The sequence below is a fragment of the Corynebacterium belfantii genome, from assembly GCF_041898185.1.
Classification (GTDB): domain Bacteria; phylum Actinomycetota; class Actinomycetes; order Mycobacteriales; family Mycobacteriaceae; genus Corynebacterium; species Corynebacterium belfantii.
This window is the reverse complement of the sequence record NZ_CP157823.1, coordinates 1661778-1681830: the sequence shown is the minus strand read 5'-3', so window position 1 is coordinate 1681830 and position 20053 is coordinate 1661778. Positions and strand designations below refer to the sequence as shown.

Sequence of the window (20053 nt, the reverse complement as noted above, 5' to 3'; positions counted from 1 at the left end):
TTCTTTTTATGATTATTTTGTAGTTAGAGCACTGATTTTTATGTGGACTGAAATATTAACTAGGAGTTTTACTCATGGCTTTAAGCGCTGAGCAGAAGAAATCCATCTTGGCTGAGTACGGCCTTCACGAGACCGACACCGGTTCTCCAGAAGCTCAGGTTGCGTTGCTTTCCGCACGCATCAACCAGCTGACCGAGCACCTGAAGTTCCACAAGCACGATCACCACTCTCGTCGTGGTCTGCTGTTGTTGGTTGGTCGCCGCAAGGGTCTGCTGAAGTACTTGGCTGACAACAACGTTGATCGTTACCGTGACCTGATCGCACGTTTGGGTCTGCGTCGATAATCAGCTTTGCCGTTATATGGTTGCATTAACAACCTTGCCGCCTGAGGTCTTAGCAAGTGCGCTGAGATTTCAGGCGGCTTTCTTAGTTTGTTCATGCTAGAGTTTGATCGTTGCCATAAGAAGAATGAATTTTCGGCAAGCAAGCGACACCGATGATCGCATGCACGAAAAATTAAGAGGAGAAGCCCACTTTGAGCACAAAGCCTTCCAACGTCGTCTTTAACATTGACGAGGAATTTGGAATCACCGAGGCAATCGCAACCATCGATAACGGTGGTTTTGGAAAGCGCACCATCCGTTTTGAGACCGGCCAGTTGGCACGCCAAGCAGACGGATCAGTTACAACCTATCTTGACGACGACACGATGTTGTTGGCAACGACCACGGCATCTAATCAACCACGTGAAGGATTCGATTTCTTCCCGCTAACAGTCGACGTTGAAGAGCGTATGTATGCAGCTGGTAGGATCCCAGGATCGTTCTTCCGTCGTGAAGGCCGTCCTTCCACCGAGGCAATCTTGACTTGCCGTTTGATCGACCGCCCGTTGCGCCCCACCTTTGTTAAGGGGCTACGCAACGAGGTTCAGGTAGTTATCACTGTTCTTTCCGTAAACCCGCAAGACATGTACGATGTCGTGGCAATTAACGGTGCCTCTGCAGCAACTCAGTTGTCTGGTTTGCCGGTTTCTGGTCCTGTTGGTGGTGTCCGAATGGCACTGATCGCAGACGATGCTCACCCTAAGGGGCAGTGGATTGCTTTCCCTACTCATGAACAGCATGAACAAGCACTCTTTGAGCTCGTCGTAGCAGGACGTATTGTCTCGAAGAAGCAAGGTAAAAAGACCGTTGATGATGTTGCCATCATGATGGTTGAAGCTGGTGCTACTGAGCAGGTTGTAGATCGAGTTAAAGCTGGAGCTCCAGCTCCTACAGAATCTGTAGTTGCAGAAGGTCTTGAGGCTGCTAAACCATTCATTGAGGTTCTTTGTCGTGCGCAGGCTGGATTGGCCGAGCGTGCATCCAAGGAAACCCAAGAATTCCCGCTCTTCCCGCCATACACTGACGTTGTTTACGATGCAGTGGAGAAGAAGGTTTCTAAGAAACTGCGTTCGTTGCTCACGATCAAGTCCAAGCAAGATCGTGATGAGGCAACCAATGCTTACATGGAAGAAATCGAAGCAGATCTGATTGCTCAGTTCGGATCTGATGATGAGGCGACTGCGTCTAAGGCAATTCGTGCAGCATACAATGCTGTAATGAAGAAGATTGTCCGGCATATGATCTTGACGGAACACTTCCGCATCGACGGCCGCGGTGTCACCGATATTCGTGATTTAGGTGTGGAAGTTGACCTCATCCCACGCGCTCATGGTTCGTCCTTGTTCGAACGTGGCGAGACTCAGATTCTGGGTGTGACCACTCTCGATATGCTCAAGATGGAGCAGCAGATCGATTCGTTGACTCCAGCAGCTTCGAAGCGTTATATCCACCACTACAACTTCCCACCGTATTCCACTGGTGAAACTGGCCGTGTTGGCTCACCTAAGCGTCGTGAGATTGGCCACGGTGCTTTGGCTGAGCGTGCACTGGTTCCTGTGATCCCAAGCCGTGATGAGTTCCCTTATGCAATCCGACAGGTGTCTGAGGCTTTGGGTTCTAACGGCTCTACCTCGATGGGCTCTGTATGTGCGTCCACCTTGTCTTTGTACAACGCAGGTGTACCGTTGAAGGCTCCCGTTGCTGGTATTGCGATGGGCCTAGTGTCTGATGAAGTAGACGGTGAGACCCGTTATGTCGCTTTGACTGACATCTTGGGTGCAGAAGACGCCTTTGGCGATATGGACTTCAAGGTTGCTGGTACCCGCCAGTTCATTACCGCTTTGCAGCTAGATACAAAGCTTGATGGCATTCCTTCTGAGGTGCTTGCTCAGGCACTATCCCAGGCGAATGATGCGCGTAACACCATTTTGGATACGATGGCAGAAGTAATCGAAACTCCAGATGAGATGAGCGATTACGCGCCACGTATTACTGCGATTACCGTTCCAGTGAACAAGATCGGTGAGGTTATCGGCCCAAAGGGCAAGACCATCAACTCTATTACCGAAGAAACTGGCGCCAACATTTCTATTGAAGAAGACGGCACAGTTTATGTTTCGGCCACTAGCGGTGCTGCTGCAGAGGCTGCAATCGATAAGATTAACGCTATCGCTAACCCACAGCTGCCCAAGGTCGGAGAGCGTTTCCTAGGCACTGTTGTAAAGACCACTGCATTTGGTGCGTTCGTATCCTTGCTGCCAGGACGCGACGGACTGGTTCACATCTCCAAGCTTGGTGGTGGCAAGCGTATCGAAAAGGTTGAAGATGTAGTCAACGTGGGAGATAAACTCGAGGTTGAAATCCTAGATATTGACAATCGTGGCAAGATTTCCTTGGCTCCAGTGAAAAACGAGGACCAAATTTCACGGTGATCTAAACCATACTCAAGCCCCTTGCCCAGCTTTCCTAGAGGGATTCCCTAGGAAAGCTGGGCAAGGGGCTTGAGTATTTCAGCGTCGTTGTAGACTGGAATGCATTCGTGAGTGATGCATGCGCTCATGCCAAGGCGACCGATAATTTTAAGGATAGGAAGAGGAAAATATGGCGATCAAAGTAGGCGTATTAGGAGCCCAAGGCCGAGTCGGACAAGCAATTGTCGCCGGTGTAACGGTGGCTGATGATTTGGAACTTGTTGCTGAGGTTGATCGCGGCGATAGCCTTGATGTGCTTGTGCAATCGGGAGCGGAAGTTATCGTCGATTTCACAACTCCTGATTCAGTCATGGACAACCTAGAGTTCTGTATTTCACACGGAATTCATTGCGTCGTAGGAACCACAGGTTTTACCCCTGAGCGTTTAGAAATCGTCAGAAAATGGGCGGAAGAAAAGGGCAACACTGGTGTTCTTATTGCGCCGAATTTTGCTATTTCAGCTGTTCTCACTATGGCTTTTGCTCGTCAAGCAGCTCGATTCTTTGATTCCGCAGAAGTAGTGGAATACCATCACCCTAATAAATTGGATGCGCCTTCAGGCACCGCTATTCACACAGCTGAAGGTATCGCGCAGGCGCGTCGTGAAGCAGGAATGCCAGCACAGCCTGATGCCACCGAACAATCTCTTGACGGTACGCGCGGTGCAGACGTTGATGGTGTGAAAGTCCATGCGGTAAGGATGACCGGCATGGTAGCTCATGAAGAAGTGATTTTTGGTGGTCCTGGTCAATCGTTAACGATTCGCCAAGATTCCTACGATCGAACCTCTTTTGTGCCAGGCGTATTGGTCGGAGTGCGAAATGTTGCTCAGCATCTCGGTCTTACGGTCGGACTTGAGCACTACTTGGACATCTAATGGCACAGCAGTCTTTGCTTGATGTTCAGCTGGTGGCATGTAGTACCTTTACTGCGCCATCTGGGGTCGACTGGAAAGCGGATTCCGCAGCAACAGATTCTGAAGCACTAGTCGAATTTGCTGGTCGGGCTTGTTATGAAACTTTTGACAAGCCTAATCCTCGAACTGCAGCTAATGACGCCTATATCCGGCACATTATGGAGGTAGGGCATATGGCGTTGTTAGAACACCCGACAGCAACTGTGTACATTCGAGGGCTTTCACGCTCTGCTACTCACGAGCTTGTTCGGCATCGGCACTTCTCGTTTTCTCAACTTTCACAACGGTTTGTGCATAGTGATGAAACACATGTGGTCATACCGCCATTGATCGATAATGATCCACAGCTCAGAGAGCTTTTTCTTAGCACTGTTGATGAGGCGCGGTTTGCCTATTCCGAACTGATGGCGGCGTTAGACAATAAATTGGCCGATGAACCTAATGCGATTTTGCGACGCAAACAGGCTCGTCAAGCTGCACGCTCGATAATGCCCAATGCAACAGAGTCGCGCATCGTGGTGACAGGAAATTTCCGAGCATGGCGTCACTTCATCGGTATGCGTGCAACCGAACATGCCGATGTTGAAATCCGAAGCCTTGCTGTTCGATGCCTCGAGATCTTAAAAGAAAAAGCGCCGACGGTATTTTCCGATTTTGAAACTTCAGTGCTCTCAGATGGATCAATTATGGCGACGAGTCCATACGTCACTGATTACTAAATCGTGAGAAATAATTTTCTGGGATTCGGGACAATCGGAACCCAGAAAATGGCGATATTTCGGTGAAATGTCGGCATAATGATTACTTATCGCCTATAAACGGGTAACCTTTACCACCATGAGCACAGGTTTGACAGCGAACAACGGAATCGAAGAGTTTGGAACTATCGCAGTGGCGATGGTAACTCCTTTTGACGCTAATGGAGCTCTTGATATAAAAGCTGGTCAAAAGCTGGCAGCTCACCTTGCGGGCAATGGCATTGATTCCTTAGTGCTCGCCGGTACGACGGGCGAGTCACCCACTACATCGTTGAAAGAAAAAATCGACCTGCTCAAGGCCGTCAAAGCGGAAGTAGGGGATAGCACCAAGCTTATAGCCGGCGCTGGAACCAATAATACCGCAGCTTCGGTCGAGATGGCTCGGGCCTCAGCAGAGGCCGGAGCTGATGCTTTGCTGGTTGTTACCCCTTACTACTCTAAGCCGAGTCAAGAAGGTATCTATCAGCATTTCCGCACAGTCTCGGAGGCGACAGACCTGCCGATTTGTGCGTATGACATCCCTCCACGTTCTGTGGTCCCCATCGCACCGGACACCTTGCGTCGATTGGCTGCGTTGCCAACGATTAAAGCTGTAAAGGATGCTAAAGGAGACATCGCAGCTGCCACGACGCTTATTGCAGAGACTGGACTGGCATGGTACTCGGGCGATGATCCGCTTAATCTGCCATGGTTGTCGGTAGGTGCAACTGGTTTCATTTCGGTGATTGGTCACTTGGCACCACAGTTGCTGCGAGAGATGTACACAAACTTTAATCAGGGCAATCTTGAGAAAGCTCGAGAGATTAATGCCCTACTAGCACCATTAGTTGCTGCTCAAGCTCGTTTGGGTGGCGTTTCTTTGGCAAAAGCAGGTTTGCGTTTGCAAGGAATTGAGGTTGGAGATCCCCGTCTTCCTATTGTGGCTCCTAGCGAGTCCGAGATTGAGGATCTTCGCCGTGATATGAATAAAACTGGAGTATTGTAAATATGACTGAACCTCGTAGCCGTGCACGCAAGGTTACCCGTAAAGCTGGACCTCCGGAAGCTGCGGAGACGCCAGTTTTCCAAGCACCTGATTCTACTGCGACAGCTGAGCCGGCAGATTCTGCCGCAAAGAACTCCGAAAAGACTGAAAATGATACTTCTACGGAGGCTTCACAAAACAAACGCGGACGCAACGCTCAGCGCGGTGGTCGTAATCGTCGTGGAAATGGTTCTTCCAACCGTTCCTCACAATCGAAAAACAACCAGTCCAACAACAGAGGTCGTCGCACCCCTGTGAAATCAATGCAGGGTGCAGATCTTACGCAGAGGCTGCCTGATCCACCTAAGGCTCCGAAGAATGGTCTGCGCATTTATGCTCTGGGTGGTATTTCTGAAATTGGTCGAAACATGACCGTTTTCGAATACAACAATCGTTTGCTGATCGTTGACTGTGGCGTTTTGTTCCCATCTTCGGGTGAGCCGGGAGTGGACCTAATTCTTCCGGACTTTGGACCGATCGAGAATAAGCTCGACAAAGTTGATGCTTTGGTGATTACTCACGGTCACGAAGACCACATCGGTGCAATCCCATGGCTGCTTAAGTTGCGTCCGGATATCCCGATTTTAGCTTCCAAGTTCACTATGGCATTGATTGCTGCAAAGTGCCGTGAGCACCGTCAGCGTCCAAAGCTCATTGAAGTGAACGAGAAATCGGATATCAACCGCGGCCCGTTCAACATTCGCTTCTGGGTAGTCAACCACTCGATTCCTGATTGCCTCGGCGTTGCTATTAAAACTGGTGCCGGATTGGTTATTCATACTGGCGACGTGAAGCTTGATCAGACCCCACCAGATGGTCGCCCAACCGATTTGCCTGCACTTTCTCGCTTCGGTGATGAGGGAGTGGATTTGCTTCTTTGTGAGTCAACCAATGCAACTGTTCCAGGATTCTCCGGTTCTGAAGCAGACGTTGCTCCAACTTTGAAACGCCTGATCAGTGATGCAAAGCAACGTGTTATCTTGGCGTCATTCGCATCAAACGTCTATCGGGTTCAGGCAGCCGTTGATGCGGCTGTTGCTGCGGGTCGTAAGGTAGCGTTCAATGGACGCTCCATGATTCGAAACATGGAAATCGCCGAGAAGATGGGCTATTTGAAAGCACCTCGCGGCACTATTGTCAGCATGGATGATGCAGCCAAGATGGCGCCGCACAAGGTTGTACTGATCACAACTGGTACACAGGGCGAACCTATGGCAGCTTTGTCGCGTATGGCACGTCGTGAGCATCGACAAATCACTGTTCGTGATGGTGATTTGATCATTCTGTCGTCTTCATTGGTTCCTGGTAACGAAGAAGCTGTTTTCGGTGTAATGAATATGCTGTCCCAGATTGGTGCGACTGTGGTAACTGGCCGTGATGCCAAGGTCCACACCTCGGGACACGGATTCGCCGGTGAGCTGTTGTTCCTATACAACGCTGCTCGTCCAAAGAACGTCATGCCGGTTCACGGCGAATGGCGACACCTGCGGGCTAACAAGGAACTGGCTATTTCCACCGGTGTGGAAGCAGACCGAGTTGTACTAGCTCAAAACGGTGTTGTAGTTGACCTTGTTGATGGTCGTGCTCGTGTTGTCGGTCAGATGCAGGTTGGACACCTTTATGTTGATGGTGTGACCATGGGCGATATTGATGCTGAGGTTTTGGAAGAGCGTACTTCCTTGGGCGAAGGCGGCTTGATCGCTATTACCGCAGTTATTGATTCGCGTACTGCTCGATTGCTTGAGCGGCCGACAGTTCAAGCCAAGGGATTCTCTGAAGACGCGGTAGCCATGATGCCAGAGGTAACTGAGCTGGTTGAAAAGACGATGAACGATCTGGCTGCAGAAGGAGAAAATGATCCATATCGTATGGTTCAGCAGTTGCGCCGTCGTGTTTCACGATTCGTCGAGCAGAAGTGGCGTCGTAAGCCAATGATTATGCCAACAGTCATCCCGACTACGTCAGCGACCATCGATATCGATGACGCTGATGTGCGTGCGAGCCGCGAAAGTCAGTAGTTCCTAGTAAATGATTAATCCCTCAGAGGTTGTCGCTTTACTAAAGGCAACCTTTGGGGGATTTTTATCTCTACAATGGATCAAATGAGCCTGGCAACTAGCGAACGCACCCAATTGGCTAATTTACTTTTAGAAAAAGGGCCAAATTTTCCAACACTGTGTGGTGATTGGAATACTCAAGAATTGGCAGCGCACCTCCTTATACGTGAAAGTCGTCCATGGATCGCCGCCGGCATGTTCCTCCCAGGTGGGCACCGTATTGTTGCCGATGCGATGGGAAAAATAACTCAGCAACCCTTTGAGCATGTAGTTGCGCAATGGATGAAGGGGCCGAAATGGGGATACTTAGGAAGATACCTTGATTCGGTCGCTAATCGGATAGAGCACTTTGTGCATCATGAGGACGTGCGCCGTGGCGAAACCACGGTAGGGCAGTGGCAGAATCTAGATCTATTGCCCAGTAACGCAAAGCCGCGTGTCTTATCCGAGAGGCATTCAGGAGAACTTTATGACGCTATGCGATGGGTTGCACCACTCTTGCTGCGCCGTTCTGCCTGTCCGGTGGTCATTGAACCGATAGAATTCCCGCGTTTGGTCGTTACTGACACAAGAGTTGTCTCGTCGCGAGGGGATTGCGTGGTTCATGTCCGTGGGGATATCGGGGAAGTGGTTTTGTGGATATTAGGCCGTAACCGAGTGGATCTGTTCGTTGATGGACCCACACACTTACTTAAAAAGTCAAGGATATAGCATAGATTCAAAAATCTTGTGCAGTTTAGTGTTGCGAATGTGGTGAATGTGACTTAAACGTCTAAGCTGGAGGCCATGACTGCCAGAAGCAATTCCTCTTCCTCGGGGACCTCCTCGACTAAGCGACCGCGTACGAGCGGTAGTTCGCCGAGCTCGAAATCGCGTAGAGGTTCTGGCAGTGGTCCCGCCGGGCGCAGTCGAAAAACTACTTCGGGAGTGAGGTATCCAACTAGTTCGGCTCGACGTGCATCGGAAACGTCTGAAGAACGTACGGGCAGTGCCTTTCGTGCTGTCGGTTCCGGCCTCGGCACTTTAGTTTCTGCTACTGCACATGGCGTGGGGTCGGTAACGCGTGCGGTGGCTCGGACGCTGCATAGGGAACACGACGATGAAGAATTCGATGCCGTGGACAATGCGTTCTCTTCTGAAGAAACTGTTGTCACAAATAGGAAAAGAAAACCGTCGAGAATGACGAAGACTAAAAAAAATCTCTTTGATGACGACATCGAAGATCAGCAAGATGATTTTTATGAGGAAGCCAGCTCTGGGCGTTTTACATTGGCGCTTAGTGATGAATCCGTCGATAGTATTGGTTTAATCCTTATTGCATTGGCATTCATCGTGGGAGCCTCGGTGTGGTTTGATATCGCGGGCCCAATCGGTGCTGCGATTGCAGCAGGCGTTCACTTCGCTATTGGGGCGGGGGCATTAATTCTGCCTTTGGTGCTTGTCGCAATAGCCATTGCCTTGATGCTAGGCAAGCTACCCGAGCCTGATCATCAGCCACGACTGGTATTAGGGACAAGCGTGATCGTCATTTCTATGCTTGGCCTCATTCACTTGTTCGCGGGAGACCCTGCGGACTGGCAAGGGCGTACGCATGCGGGAGGAATTGTAGGTGCCTATTCGGGTGGAATGATCGCTCGCGGGTTTTCTGTTTATCTTGCCATTCCGCTTTTGGTGCTCGTGATTATTTATGGCGCGCTACGCATTAATAACGTCACGGTGAAAGAGCTTTTTGAAGCCATTCAAGACACCGTACAAGGTCTTCGTGACGACTCAGAGGACGAAGACGATCCACTTTATGCCGATGCCGACGCATTGATCGAGGCTCGAAGCCATGGAGAAAAGGAGCATCGTCCACAACCACGGCGCGAAAAGCCCCGTCCGGCTCCAGCGCGGAGACGAATGAGTGCGCCGCTTGTCGACGACGTCGAAGAAGACGTGGTTTCTCGCCCGCTTTTCGACGTCCCCAGCACAGCGCAGCCACAAAAGAGTTCTGCTGAAACTCAGCGTGCTGCGCGAGATGTATCTGAGACCGACGAATTTCCTGCAGTAGATGAGCCTACTGTTGTAGTTTCGCGAAAGCCTAGTGCTCCACGGACGAGCCTTTCACAGACCTCAGTTACTGATGTGGAAGCTGCAGCAGATGTGGTTGCGGCTGGGCGAAAAGCCGTTCAAGATGCTGTTAAGGCCCGAGAAGCCCACAACGTGAGCGCAGCGCCGGCTCCTTCTACTCCGGCTCAACCATATGAGGCACCGGAGTCGCATTATGCTGTGCCAAGTACACAGCTATTAATTCTAGGGAAAGAAGCAAAGACCCATTCAGAGGCGAATGATCGGATGATCGAAGCTATTTCTGACGTGTTTGCTGAGTTTAAAGTTGATGCCCATGTCACTGGTTTCTCTCGTGGTCCAACAGTGACACGATATGAAGTAGAGCTGGGACCTGGTGTTAAGGTTTCAAAGATCACGAATTTGCAGTCGAACTTGGCTTACGCAGTTGCAACTGACAATGTTCGACTTTTGACGCCTATCCCTGGTAAGTCAGCGGTGGGAATCGAAGTTCCCAACACAGATCGCGAAATGGTCCGCTTGGGTGATGTTCTAAATTCGGAGAGTGTACATTCGGATCATGATCCGATGTTGATTGGACTTGGTAAAGATATTGAAGGCGACTTCGTAGCACATTCAGTGCAGAAGATGCCTCACTTATTGGTTGCAGGTTCTACTGGTTCAGGTAAGTCTGCATTTGTTAACTCCTTGCTGGTGTCACTTCTTACTAGGGCCACTCCGGAAGATGTTCGTCTCATCCTAGTGGATCCAAAGATGGTGGAATTGACACCATATGAGGGAATTCCTCATCTGATTACGCCAATTATCACTCAGCCAAAGAAAGCGGCCGCAGCGCTTCAGTGGTTGGTCGAAGAGATGGAGCAGCGCTACATGGACATGAAGTCCACGCGCGTTCGCCATATTAAAGATTTCAATCGAAAAGTTAAGTCAGGCGAAATCCACGCACCTTTGGGATCTCAGCGAGAATACGATTCTTATCCTTATATTGTCTGCGTGGTCGACGAGCTTGCGGACTTGATGATGACCGCCCCTAAGGAGATCGAGGATTCCATTGTTCGCATTACGCAAAAGGCACGTGCTGCAGGTATCCACTTGGTTCTAGCTACCCAGCGTCCTTCAGTTGACGTCGTTACGGGCTTGATTAAGACCAATGTTCCGTCGCGACTCGCCTTCGCGACGTCCTCTTTGACTGACTCCCGAGTGATTCTGGACCAAGCTGGTGCTGAAAAGCTGATCGGTATGGGTGATGGTTTGTTTATCCCGCAGGGCGGACGTCCACAGCGTATTCAGGGTGCTTTTGTTACTGATGAAGAAATCCAAGCAGTCGTGGAGGCTGCTAAGGCTCAAGGCGAGCCAAACTACACCGAAGGTGTAACCGAAGATAAAGCCGCTGAAGCTAAAAAAGATATTGATGCCGATATTGGCAACGATCTGGAAGATCTATTGCAGGCAGTGGAATTGGTTGTTACTGCGCAATTAGGGTCAACTTCGATGTTGCAACGTAAATTGCGTATTGGCTTCGCCAAAGCCGGTCGCCTTATGGATTTGATGGAAACACGTGGCATTGTGGGACCATCCGAGGGGTCAAAAGCCCGCGAGGTCTTGGTCAAACCTGAAGAGTTAGAGACAACTCTGTGGATGATTAAAGGTGCTAAGCCAGAAGATGCTCCAAAGGAGGATGATTGGCAACCAGCAGACTCTGGAGTTTCTGATGCTTCGGATCCATCGCATGGCGAACGTGCTGCGTATAACCCTTCAAGTAATGCTTTTTAAGTTGGATTTTTAGATGTAGTGCTGTAATGACATGCACTGATGATTCCCTAGGTGCAGTGGGATGATGTGATCGGCTACACTGTGGGACTGTAGTTGGAGGGGAGTACCCCACCCACGGCATTGATCGTCAACACGGTTACCATGCGAGAATTCTCGTACGATCCCGGTCATGTCGGTTTACTTTGATTTTAGGTTATTTGCTCAAGCAAGCCGGATCAGAGTGAGCGGGGGAGACCTCCGGTTCATCTGCTCAACGATTGAGACCGGAGGTGTCTTTTTATATGGAAGTAAATGCTGTGACATGGGTGATCACCATTGCGGTGATTGCAGGTTTTTTCGTATTTGATTTCTTTTCTCATGTACGTACCCCACACGAACCAACGCTTAAAGAATCAGCACTGTGGTCTGTATTTTATGTCGTGCTCGCTTGTGCGTTCGGCGTGTTTTTGTGGCTGACGTGGGGAGAACCTGGCACCCCTCATCAACACGGAATCGAGTTTTTCACCGGTTATGTAACCGAAAAGGCTCTGAGTGTTGATAACCTCTTTGTTTTTGCGCTAATCATGGGCGCATTTAAAATTCCGCGACAGTATCAGCAGAAAGTACTGTTGATTGGCATTGCCTTGGCCTTGGTCTTCCGACTTGTTTTTATTCTCCTCGGAGCAGCTGTTATCCAAGCGTGGTCGGATGTGTTCTATCTGTTCGGCATCTTCTTGCTTTACACCGCGCTGAAGCTCCTTTGGGACGAGGTAACCGATAAATCGGAGACTGATCCTAGTGACATGAGAATTATCAAATGGTTGCGCAAAGTCGTGCATGTTACCCCGAATTATGAGAAGGATCATCTCTACATTCATCAAAAGGGTAAGTTTGCATTAACGCCGTTGTTTATCGGCCTCGTTGCGATTGGCATGGTCGATTTGATGTTTGCATTCGACTCGATTCCCGCAATTTACGGTATTACTCAAGAGCCATACGTTGTGTTTACTACTAACGCTTTTGCACTCTTGGGGTTGCGCCAAATGTATTTCTTGCTGGATGGATTATTAGATCGCCTTGTCTATCTGGCTTATGGCCTCGGACTTATTCTGGCTTTCATTGGTGTCAAGCTGTTGTTACATGCAATGCATGAAAATAAGCTTCCATTTGTCAATGGTGGAGAGCCCATTGCTGTTCCAGAGATTGCCACGCACTGGTCGCTTGTTGTGATTGTGGGCATTTTGGCGATTACGATTGTTGCCTCAATCATTAAGTCCAAGCGTGATGACACTCAAGGTGTTGTTCGATAAGCACTACTCGCTCGATAGTTGAAGCCGTTGATTTGCTTGCTCTAGGCAGATCAACGGCTTCAACTATTTCGATTGAAATTTTAGGCACCAAAAACGTTTAACACTGGATTCCATGTGTGAACCGTTCGCTTTGAGATAGCCCCTTCGGAGTAGAAGGGGTCTTTGTCCATGAGTGCCTGGGCGTCGTGGATAGTTGCAGATTCTGGCAAAGAGATGACGAGCAGTGCTCCACCATTGCCATCGATAAATGGTCCAGAACCAATAAGAACACCGTCGTTTTTTAATTCGGCACAGAATTCGCGGTGGCGTGGGCGATGCTCCGCAATTTTGGGGCTATTGGGGTCGTATTCGTAGAGAAATGCATATGTGGTCATAGCGAACATAGTAGTAGGTAGGGAAGAAAAAGGGGGAGAGTACTGCGAAGACGATATGTGGTAGTACATAAGATTTTGTTTTGAGGGTAGTGTGAGTGAGTGTGAAACAGGAGCGCGAAAATACGTCAGAGCACAGCACACCATCTAATTGGAACGTTCCTAATGTGTTAACGAGTTTGAGAATCATTGTGATTCCGTTGTTTGCATGGTTTGTTCTTCAAAGTGATGGTCACATCACGCGATGGTTATGGTGGGCTTTTGGAACCTTTGTGGCGTTGATGATCACTGACAAGCTTGATGGTGATATAGCACGCGCCAAAAATCTAGTCACAAATTTTGGGAAAATTGCGGATCCGATTGCCGATAAAGCCCTGATGATTACCGCTTTAGTCACTCTCAATATCATTGGTTTTGTACCGTGGTGGATAACGATTGTCATCGTCGTGCGTGAGCTCGGTATTACTTTGTGGCGTTTCTTTGAGCTGAAGAAGGGCAACGTCGTGCCGGCAAGTAAGGGCGGTAAAATTAAGACCACTTTGCAGGCTCTTGCCGTGGCACTCTATCTCTTGCCATTGCCTGATGCGGCGCAGCCGATTCAGTTCTTTGTAATGCTGTGTGCGGTTGTGGTGACTGTCGTAACGGGTGTTCAATATCTAATCGATGCCAAGAAGCTAAAAAATGCTTGACGACGCCACCCAAGCTGCTGTCACCCGTATGGTCGATAAGTTAAAACAGCAGAATTGCACGATCTCTACGTGTGAATCGCTTACTGCTGGGCTCATGGCGGCAACTATCGCCAATTTACCGGGGAGCAGTCAAGTATTGCGAGGTGGATTGATTACCTATGCTACAGACTTGAAAGTCTCAGTAGCGGGTGTTTCCGTCGCTACTGTGGAGGAACATGGTCCGGTCTCTTGGCAATGCGCTGAAGCTATGGCAATCGGAGCTAAGCGACAATTTCAATCGCAATGGGCTGTTTCTTTAACAGGTGTAGCTGGACCAGCTACACAATGCGGACAACCTGTAGGAACCGTGTGGATTGGAGTTGCGCTGCCTAACGGAACAGTGAAATCAAAATTGGTTGCTGATATTTTATGTGCTCCTGGACAAGTCGTTGCTGGTGACCGTCAAGCAATTCGATTGGCAGCTGTGCGGGCCGCTGCGATATGGATAACAGATCTGTCAGGACTTGAGTACACGAAAGAAAATTGAGCTTATAAGACTCAATGATTCCGTGGCATGATGTGTACATTGATTAATGTCGGGAACAAACTATACACGATCGGCGTTTGACTATTTGATGATGAAATACACTGCGGTACTTGACAAGCCTGTGACAGGAAACGAAACAACCGGATTTTTACCGGAACCTTTGCTTCGTGAGGCTCTAGGTGCTGCTCTACGTGCTTTTAGAGCAGACAAAGGGATTACACTTCGTGAACTGGCAGAAACTTCACGTGTGTCTCCTGGATATCTGTCGGAGTTAGAACGTGGGCGTAAAGAGGTTTCTTCGGAGCTCCTTGCCTCTGTATGTCATGCGCTTGGCGCCTCAGTTTCTGATGTCCTCATTGAAGCTGCTGGCACCATGGCAATGCGCTCAGCTGAAGCCGATCTAGCTAGAGTGTCTTAGTGGCTGTTACCGACTGCGCTACTATAGCTTTGCGTGGTTTTCACAAAATTTATAAAAAGTTTCATCACTAATTGATGTGCTGCAGTCTTCAATATGTGCAGCGGATACATAATGAAAGGGCGATATGTCGATGGCGAATCCATTTTCTAAAGCATGGAAATACCTCATGGCTTTGTTTGATTCGAAAATTGAAGAGAACGCTGATCCAAAGGTACAGATTCAACAGGCTATCGAAGACGCCCAGAGGCAACATCAAGAGTTGTCTCAGCAAGCTGCAGCTGTGATCGGTAACCAGCGTCAATTGGAGATGCAGCTCAACCGTCGTCTTGCAGAAATTGAAAAACTCCAAGGAAATACCCGTCAGGCAATCCAGTTGGCTGACAAAGCTCGTGCAGAGGGAAATATTCAGAAGGCTACTGAGTATGAAAATGCTGCAGAAGCGTTTGCGGCTCAGCTAGTTACTGCTGAACAAGGCGTAGAAGATACCAAACAGCTTCATGATCAAGCGCTCCAGCAGGCTGACGCAGCGAAAAAGGCCGTAGAGCGTAATGCTATGGTTTTGCAGCAAAAGGTGGCCGAGCGTACTAAACTTCTGAGCCAGCTTGAGCAGGCAAAGATGCAGGAAAAGGTTGCGGAGTCTATTCAGTCTATGAATTCGATTTCCAACCGTGACACTCCTAACCTTGATCAGGTTCGTGAGAAGATCGAACGTCGATACGCTAATGCTTTGGGCACTGCTGAACTAGCTCAAAACTCTGTTCAGGGGCGAATGGCAGAAGTGGAACAAGCGGGAATTCAACTCGCGGGTCATTCTCGCCTAGAACAAATTCGTGCAGAGATGTCTGGTGATCAACTAGGTGCTGGGAATTCCGCCACGCAACAGTCGATTGAATCTACACAACAGGCTACGCCAAGTGTTGCTGATGATGCGGTAGCGCGGAAAATGCGTGAGCTTCGCGGAGAAGCTTAGAGCTTTATAGATAGATAGTGCGGATCCACATTCTAGTGGGTCCGCACTATCTATTTTTTTAATCCCCAGCTCCACGCGCCATTAGAGCATCTGCAATCGATCGAGCTCGTTTAATAGAACGAATCATCACAGGGGTACCGAGAGCCGTCAGTGAGAACGCAACACCGCGTGCCTTTCGGGCATCAAGGACCTCATTAACGGTGTTGAGCATCAGAGGCAGAAGCCGGAGCGTGAGCGAAAAGGCCAAGACCACTGATTCTATTGGGAAGCCATATTTTTTCAGGGGCTGGAGTGCACATTCAAGCGCATCCATCATGGATACAAGTGTCGACGTGAGCGTGACGAGCACCGCAGCCATTAAACCTGCGTAGATAGTAAGAACTAAACTTGATGAATAGAACGCTCCACGTTGCCACCATTGAAATGCGCCCAGAGTTAGTAAAACTGGCAAGGGAAGCCACAATTGTGACCATGCGACGGGCAAAGGGATTTTCGCCACGAAGTAAAGTGAGACTGCGACAACACAGGAACTGAGTGCTCGAAGGGGAGTGGTTCCCCATACAGTCGAGACAACGATAAAGACAATCAGAATGCCGAGTTTAACCAGTGGCGGCGTTTTGTGGACAACTGATTCTCCAGGAACATATGTGCCTAAAGGTATGGACTGGATCATAGGGGATTCGCCTTCATTAAGGCCTTGTAGTGATGAATAACCTCAGACGGAGTTCCATCAGCCACGATGGCACCATCATTGATGCAAATCACGCGATCAAAGTCGTCAAGGAAATCTAAATCATGTGTCACAACAATCAGTTGTTGCTGTAATTGTGCAAATTCTTTCCTGATGCGTTCACGATTGCGCATGTCCAAAAGCGTTGTCGGTTCGTCCGCAATAATGATATTTGGTTGAATTACCAATACTGCAGCTAGGGCCAGTAATTGTTTTTGACCACCAGAAAGAAGATGCGGCGATTGTTCAGAATGATCTTCGAGATTAAAACGTACCAGCATGTCATTGACTCGTTGTTCACGTTCGGATTTACTGAGTTTAAGTCGACGTAACGAAAAAGCAATGTCATCTTTGACAGTAGGCATGACGATTTGGTTTTCGGCGTCAGAAAACACGAATCCAACAGCTCGTCGGATGTTTTTTCCATCTTTGGCGACACACATGTCGTCGACGGTTACAGTGCCACTCGACGGTTGGCCTAACCCATTGATTAAACGTACGAGTGAAGATTTTCCGCTTCCATTGGCACCAATGATGCCAATTCGTTGCTCACTAAGGGTAAGCGAAATATTGTTAAGAATGCACTTGTCATCAAAGCAGACCGTGACATCCTGAAAAGAAATTGTAGGCATAGTATTTTCTATGAATGCAGTAATGAATAAAGCAGCGGTATAAGGTACCGCTGCTTTTACATATTATTTCATTTTGGATGAAGTTCTTAGATCGGGGAATGCTGCGTGGACTCCGATTGCAATGAAAACTGCTACCACCATCTTAATAACGTCGGGGCCAATAAAAGGAATGTTGACGAGCAATGCCTTATTGAAGTCCATGTCGGCGCGAATCATGAGTCCTAGCGTGCCAAATGCGTATTGGGTGACAAGTGCCAATAACGCAGCTACAAGGAAAGAGACAAAGGCAAGCGGTTTTGGTTGCTTTGGTGCGTTATAGGCAACTACGCCGGCAACCAGTGCTGATACCAAGTAGCCCACCAAATAGCCGACGGTTGGTCCAGGAAGTGCAGCGAGGACAGAACGACCACCCGCTAGAACCGGCAGACCGATGAGGCCTAGGGCGAGAAACAGTGCAGTGGCAAGAAATCCTCGTCGTGCTCCAAGAATGAGACCCGCAAGCACGATGACGGCATTTTGTATTACGATGGGCACGCCTGCGGCGCCTGCTGGAATTGACACAAACGCGAACACGATGATGAGTGCAGCAAACACCGCAATATAGGCGAGATCGAGAAGTTTTCTTTGAGATGAATAAGATGTAGACACAAGCAGTTACTGTACTGTGCTGTGGAGTTTGCGTCATATATCCAACGTTGCAATAGCCATACCGATGAGAATATCGAGGAAGACCAATGCGATTGACTGCCTTCTATCAGAAGCTTGAAGAGGAGTTTGGGCAGATGAAGGGCGCATGGATCGTCCACTCACATGTACTGAGTAGAACCGGAGAAACCGTCGAAGATAGTATCGAACACGAGATTGACTTAAGGCAGGTCTGGTTTGATTTGTGTGATGATTTTAAGATTCCTGAACAGCGCCGTTAGTTCTTGTTATTGATATGACGATTTTTGTTCGAGGTGCCTAAAAATTTTTGTCGAACATGTATTCGTGTATTCTGGTTTGTGATAACTGGTGACGTTGGGTTAAAGGCTTATAGTCAATACCGTTCGTTGGAGCGGATCACCGTACAAACGTAGAATTTACCCCTTCTTTCACCCGTGGATCTTTTGGGTGAGTGAATACGTCTAAATAAACAGAGAACAAGTTTTAAAGAAACAAGAAAAGGAGCACCCATCATGGCGCCAAGAAAAAATAGCAAAACGCAGCAACCAACTGGAGATAATCGCAAGAAAGCGCTCGATGCGGCGCTTGCGATGATCGAAAAGGATTTTGGTAAAGGTGCGGTTATGCGTCTTGGTGACGAGAATCGTCCGCCCATTAGCGCTATCTCCAGCGGTAACACTGCTATCGACGTAGCTTTAGGAATTGGCGGCTTTCCTCGTGGACGTATCGTTGAGGTATATGGTCCGGAGTCATCGGGTAAGACCACCGTCGCATTGCATGCTATCGCACAGGCTCAAAAAGTCGGAGGTATTGCGGCTTTTATTGATGCTGAGCACGCTCTAGATCCTGATTACGCACGCAAACTGGGTGTAGATACTGATGCATTGCTTGTTTCTCAACCTGATACCGGTGAACAGGCTTTGGAGATCGCAGATATGCTTGTGCGTTCTGGTGCTATTGACATCATTGTCATCGACTCAGTTGCAGCATTGACTCCAAAGGCAGAAATTGAAGGCGAAATGGGAGATAGCCATGTTGGCCTTCAAGCTAGGTTGATGAGTCAGGCGCTCCGTAAGATGACTGGTGCGCTTTATAACTCAGGCACTACAGCAATCTTTATTAACCAGCTTCGTGAGAAGATCGGTGTTATGTTCGGTTCGCCCGAAACAACGACTGGTGGTAAAGCCTTGAAGTTCTATGCCTCAGTTCGGTGTGATGTCCGACGGATTCAGACACTTAAAGATGGTCAAGATGCCATTGGTAACCGGACTCGCTTGAAAGTGGTCAAAAATAAGGTTTCGCCACCGTTTAAGATCGCAGAATTCGACATCATGTACGGTGAGGGGATTTCGCGAGAATCTTCAATTATTGACCTGGGTGTTGATAATGGAATTATCAAAAAATCTGGTTCTTGGTTCACATATGAAGGCGACCAGCTCGGACAAGGAAAAGAAAAAGTACGTCTTTATCTTAAAGAAACGCCAGAACTGGCCGATGAGATTGAAGACAAGATCTTCAGAGCGCTTCATATTGGAAAATACGCTGCATTGAAGGATGCTGACGATGCGCTGACTGATGATCCAGTAGACATGGTTCCTAACGTAGATTTTGATGACTCGGATGACGAATAATCAATCTGATTCTGCTCATAGTGGCAATGCTTCAGCTGTACAGTCTGAAAAGATTGCGCAGCTGAAAGCCGTTCTTCAAAATTTTTCTTCATCAAGCAGTGACTTGTTCGATTATGCGCTTGAAGAAGAAAAAGCAAAGGTGCGCAAGCGCGCGCTTCTGCTTCTCGACCAACGGGCACGATCAGTTTACGAACTCACCAATCGACTCATTTCAGCCGACTTTGCCCCAAACATCGTCGAATATGTCGTTGAAGATCTGGTTCGCGCAAACTTGCTCAATGATGAGAATTTTTCTAGAGAATGGGTACGGCAGCGTCGTCAACGTCGCGGGAAATCTCGGCAAGCCCTAACGCGGGAACTTCGAGATAAAGGAATAAAAACCGAGATCATTGCAGACGTGGTAGGAGATATCCAGCCCGAAGATGAGCAAGATATTGCACGAGAACTCGCCTATAAAAAGGTTCGATCAATAAAGAAAGAACCTTGTGACTATCCGGAGTACCAAAAAGTATTGCGCCGTACAGTGGGGGTTTTGGCACGGCGGGGATTTTCACAGTCGATGGCATTAGAGATAGCGCGAGAAGCAATCGATGCAAGGATTGATGAAATAAGGCGTTAGTTCCTTGTATCGTCACAAAATTCAAGATCCATAATTGTGCTCGTGTCACATTGGGCTTGTACA

20 protein-coding genes are annotated in these 20053 nt (G+C 48.7%); 16 read left to right on the top strand and 4 right to left on the bottom strand.

Annotated features, from left to right (window positions below):
* The first annotated feature begins 74 nt into the window (after positions 1-74).
* The 9 genes from rpsO (at position 75) to ABMV07_RS08360 (ending at position 12738) form a co-directional block, all read left to right on the top strand.
* A complete protein-coding gene (gene rpsO / locus ABMV07_RS08400) occupies positions 75-344 on the top strand; it encodes a 30S ribosomal protein S15 (protein ID WP_088266269.1) in 270 nt (89 codons plus the stop codon).
* A 191-nt stretch (positions 345-535) separates the two neighbouring features.
* Positions 536-2815 carry a polyribonucleotide nucleotidyltransferase gene (locus ABMV07_RS08395; protein ID WP_196977225.1) on the top strand — a complete coding sequence of 760 codons (2280 nt, stop codon included), beginning with the start codon at positions 536-538 and terminating at the stop codon, positions 2813-2815.
* A 169-nt stretch (positions 2816-2984) separates the two neighbouring features.
* A complete protein-coding gene (gene dapB, locus ABMV07_RS08390; RefSeq protein ID WP_088266272.1) occupies positions 2985-3731 on the top strand; it encodes a 4-hydroxy-tetrahydrodipicolinate reductase in 747 nt (248 codons plus the stop codon).
* Positions 3731-4489 carry an FAD-dependent thymidylate synthase gene (thyX, locus tag ABMV07_RS08385; protein WP_196981676.1) on the top strand — a complete coding sequence of 253 codons (759 nt, stop codon included), beginning with the start codon at positions 3731-3733 and terminating at the stop codon, positions 4487-4489. Before dapB ends, thyX begins: the two co-directional genes overlap by 1 nt.
* A 118-nt stretch (positions 4490-4607) precedes the next feature.
* Entirely contained in the window at positions 4608-5513 is a 906-nt protein-coding gene (gene dapA, locus ABMV07_RS08380; protein ID WP_088266275.1) for a 4-hydroxy-tetrahydrodipicolinate synthase, read from the top strand.
* 2 nt (positions 5514-5515) lie between these two features.
* Positions 5516-7570: a ribonuclease J gene (locus tag ABMV07_RS08375; protein ID WP_197691752.1), complete on the top strand. Its 2055-nt coding sequence runs from the start codon at positions 5516-5518 to the stop codon at positions 7568-7570.
* 84 nt (positions 7571-7654) lie between these two features.
* On the top strand, positions 7655-8320 hold the full coding sequence (locus ABMV07_RS08370; RefSeq protein ID WP_088266292.1) for a TIGR03085 family metal-binding protein: 666 nt from the start codon (positions 7655-7657) through the stop codon (positions 8318-8320).
* A 75-nt stretch (positions 8321-8395) separates the two neighbouring features.
* Positions 8396-11449 (top strand): FtsK/SpoIIIE family DNA translocase, encoded by a 3054-nt coding sequence (locus tag ABMV07_RS08365; protein ID WP_197691751.1) that lies wholly within the window; start codon positions 8396-8398, stop codon positions 11447-11449.
* 281 nt (positions 11450-11730) lie between these two features.
* Complete coding sequence (locus ABMV07_RS08360; protein WP_088266278.1) at positions 11731-12738, top strand: TerC family protein; 1008 nt, start codon at positions 11731-11733, stop codon at positions 12736-12738.
* A gap of 80 nt (positions 12739-12818) precedes the next feature.
* Here ABMV07_RS08360 and ABMV07_RS08355 read toward each other — a convergent pair whose 3' ends face one another.
* Positions 12819-13112 carry a YciI family protein gene (locus tag ABMV07_RS08355; RefSeq protein ID WP_196977227.1) on the bottom strand — a complete coding sequence of 98 codons (294 nt, stop codon included), beginning with the start codon at positions 13110-13112 and terminating at the stop codon, positions 12819-12821.
* A gap of 95 nt (positions 13113-13207) precedes the next feature.
* On the opposite strand from ABMV07_RS08355, the gene pgsA reads away from it, so the two are divergent.
* The 4 genes from pgsA to ABMV07_RS08335 all read left to right on the top strand — a co-directional run bounded on the left by pgsA (position 13208) and on the right by ABMV07_RS08335 (position 15712).
* Positions 13208-13798, top strand: a complete 591-nt coding sequence (gene pgsA, locus ABMV07_RS08350; RefSeq protein WP_088266280.1) for a CDP-diacylglycerol--glycerol-3-phosphate 3-phosphatidyltransferase — start codon at positions 13208-13210, stop codon at positions 13796-13798.
* Positions 13791-14324, top strand: coding sequence for a CinA family protein (locus tag ABMV07_RS08345; protein WP_088266281.1), 534 nt, complete (start codon positions 13791-13793; stop codon positions 14322-14324). Before pgsA ends, ABMV07_RS08345 begins: the two co-directional genes overlap by 8 nt.
* A gap of 88 nt (positions 14325-14412) precedes the next feature.
* Positions 14413-14742 carry a helix-turn-helix domain-containing protein gene (locus ABMV07_RS08340; RefSeq protein WP_088266293.1) on the top strand — a complete coding sequence of 110 codons (330 nt, stop codon included), beginning with the start codon at positions 14413-14415 and terminating at the stop codon, positions 14740-14742.
* Between the two features lie 130 nt (positions 14743-14872).
* Positions 14873-15712, top strand: a complete 840-nt coding sequence (locus ABMV07_RS08335; RefSeq protein WP_088266294.1) for a PspA/IM30 family protein — start codon at positions 14873-14875, stop codon at positions 15710-15712.
* Positions 15713-15770: 58 nt separating this feature from the next.
* On the opposite strand, the gene ABMV07_RS08330 is transcribed toward ABMV07_RS08335, so the two are convergent.
* The 3 genes from ABMV07_RS08330 to ABMV07_RS08320 form a co-directional block, all read right to left on the bottom strand.
* Positions 15771-16385: an energy-coupling factor transporter transmembrane component T family protein gene (locus ABMV07_RS08330; protein WP_088266282.1), complete on the bottom strand. Its 615-nt coding sequence runs from the start codon at positions 16383-16385 to the stop codon at positions 15771-15773.
* A complete protein-coding gene (locus ABMV07_RS08325; RefSeq protein ID WP_088266283.1) occupies positions 16382-17074 on the bottom strand; it encodes an energy-coupling factor ABC transporter ATP-binding protein in 693 nt (230 codons plus the stop codon). Before ABMV07_RS08325 ends, ABMV07_RS08330 begins: the two co-directional genes overlap by 4 nt.
* Before the next feature lie 63 nt (positions 17075-17137).
* Complete coding sequence (locus tag ABMV07_RS08320) at positions 17138-17722, bottom strand: biotin transporter BioY (RefSeq protein WP_088266284.1); 585 nt, start codon at positions 17720-17722, stop codon at positions 17138-17140.
* 86 nt (positions 17723-17808) lie between these two features.
* Between ABMV07_RS08320 and ABMV07_RS08315 the strand changes: the two genes are divergently transcribed.
* The 3 genes from ABMV07_RS08315 to recX all read left to right on the top strand — a co-directional run bounded on the left by ABMV07_RS08315 (position 17809) and on the right by recX (position 19990).
* On the top strand, positions 17809-18000 hold the full coding sequence (locus ABMV07_RS08315) for a DUF3046 domain-containing protein (RefSeq protein WP_196977231.1): 192 nt from the start codon (positions 17809-17811) through the stop codon (positions 17998-18000).
* 252 nt (positions 18001-18252) lie between these two features.
* Complete coding sequence (recA, locus tag ABMV07_RS08310; RefSeq protein WP_088266286.1) at positions 18253-19371, top strand: recombinase RecA; 1119 nt, start codon at positions 18253-18255, stop codon at positions 19369-19371.
* The gene (gene recX, locus ABMV07_RS08305; RefSeq protein ID WP_374064512.1) at positions 19361-19990 is read left to right on the top strand and encodes a recombination regulator RecX; all 630 of its coding nucleotides are present in this window, start codon (positions 19361-19363) and stop codon (positions 19988-19990) included. The genes recA and recX overlap by 11 nt, the downstream gene beginning before the upstream one ends.
* Positions 19991-20053: the final 63 nt, after the last annotated feature.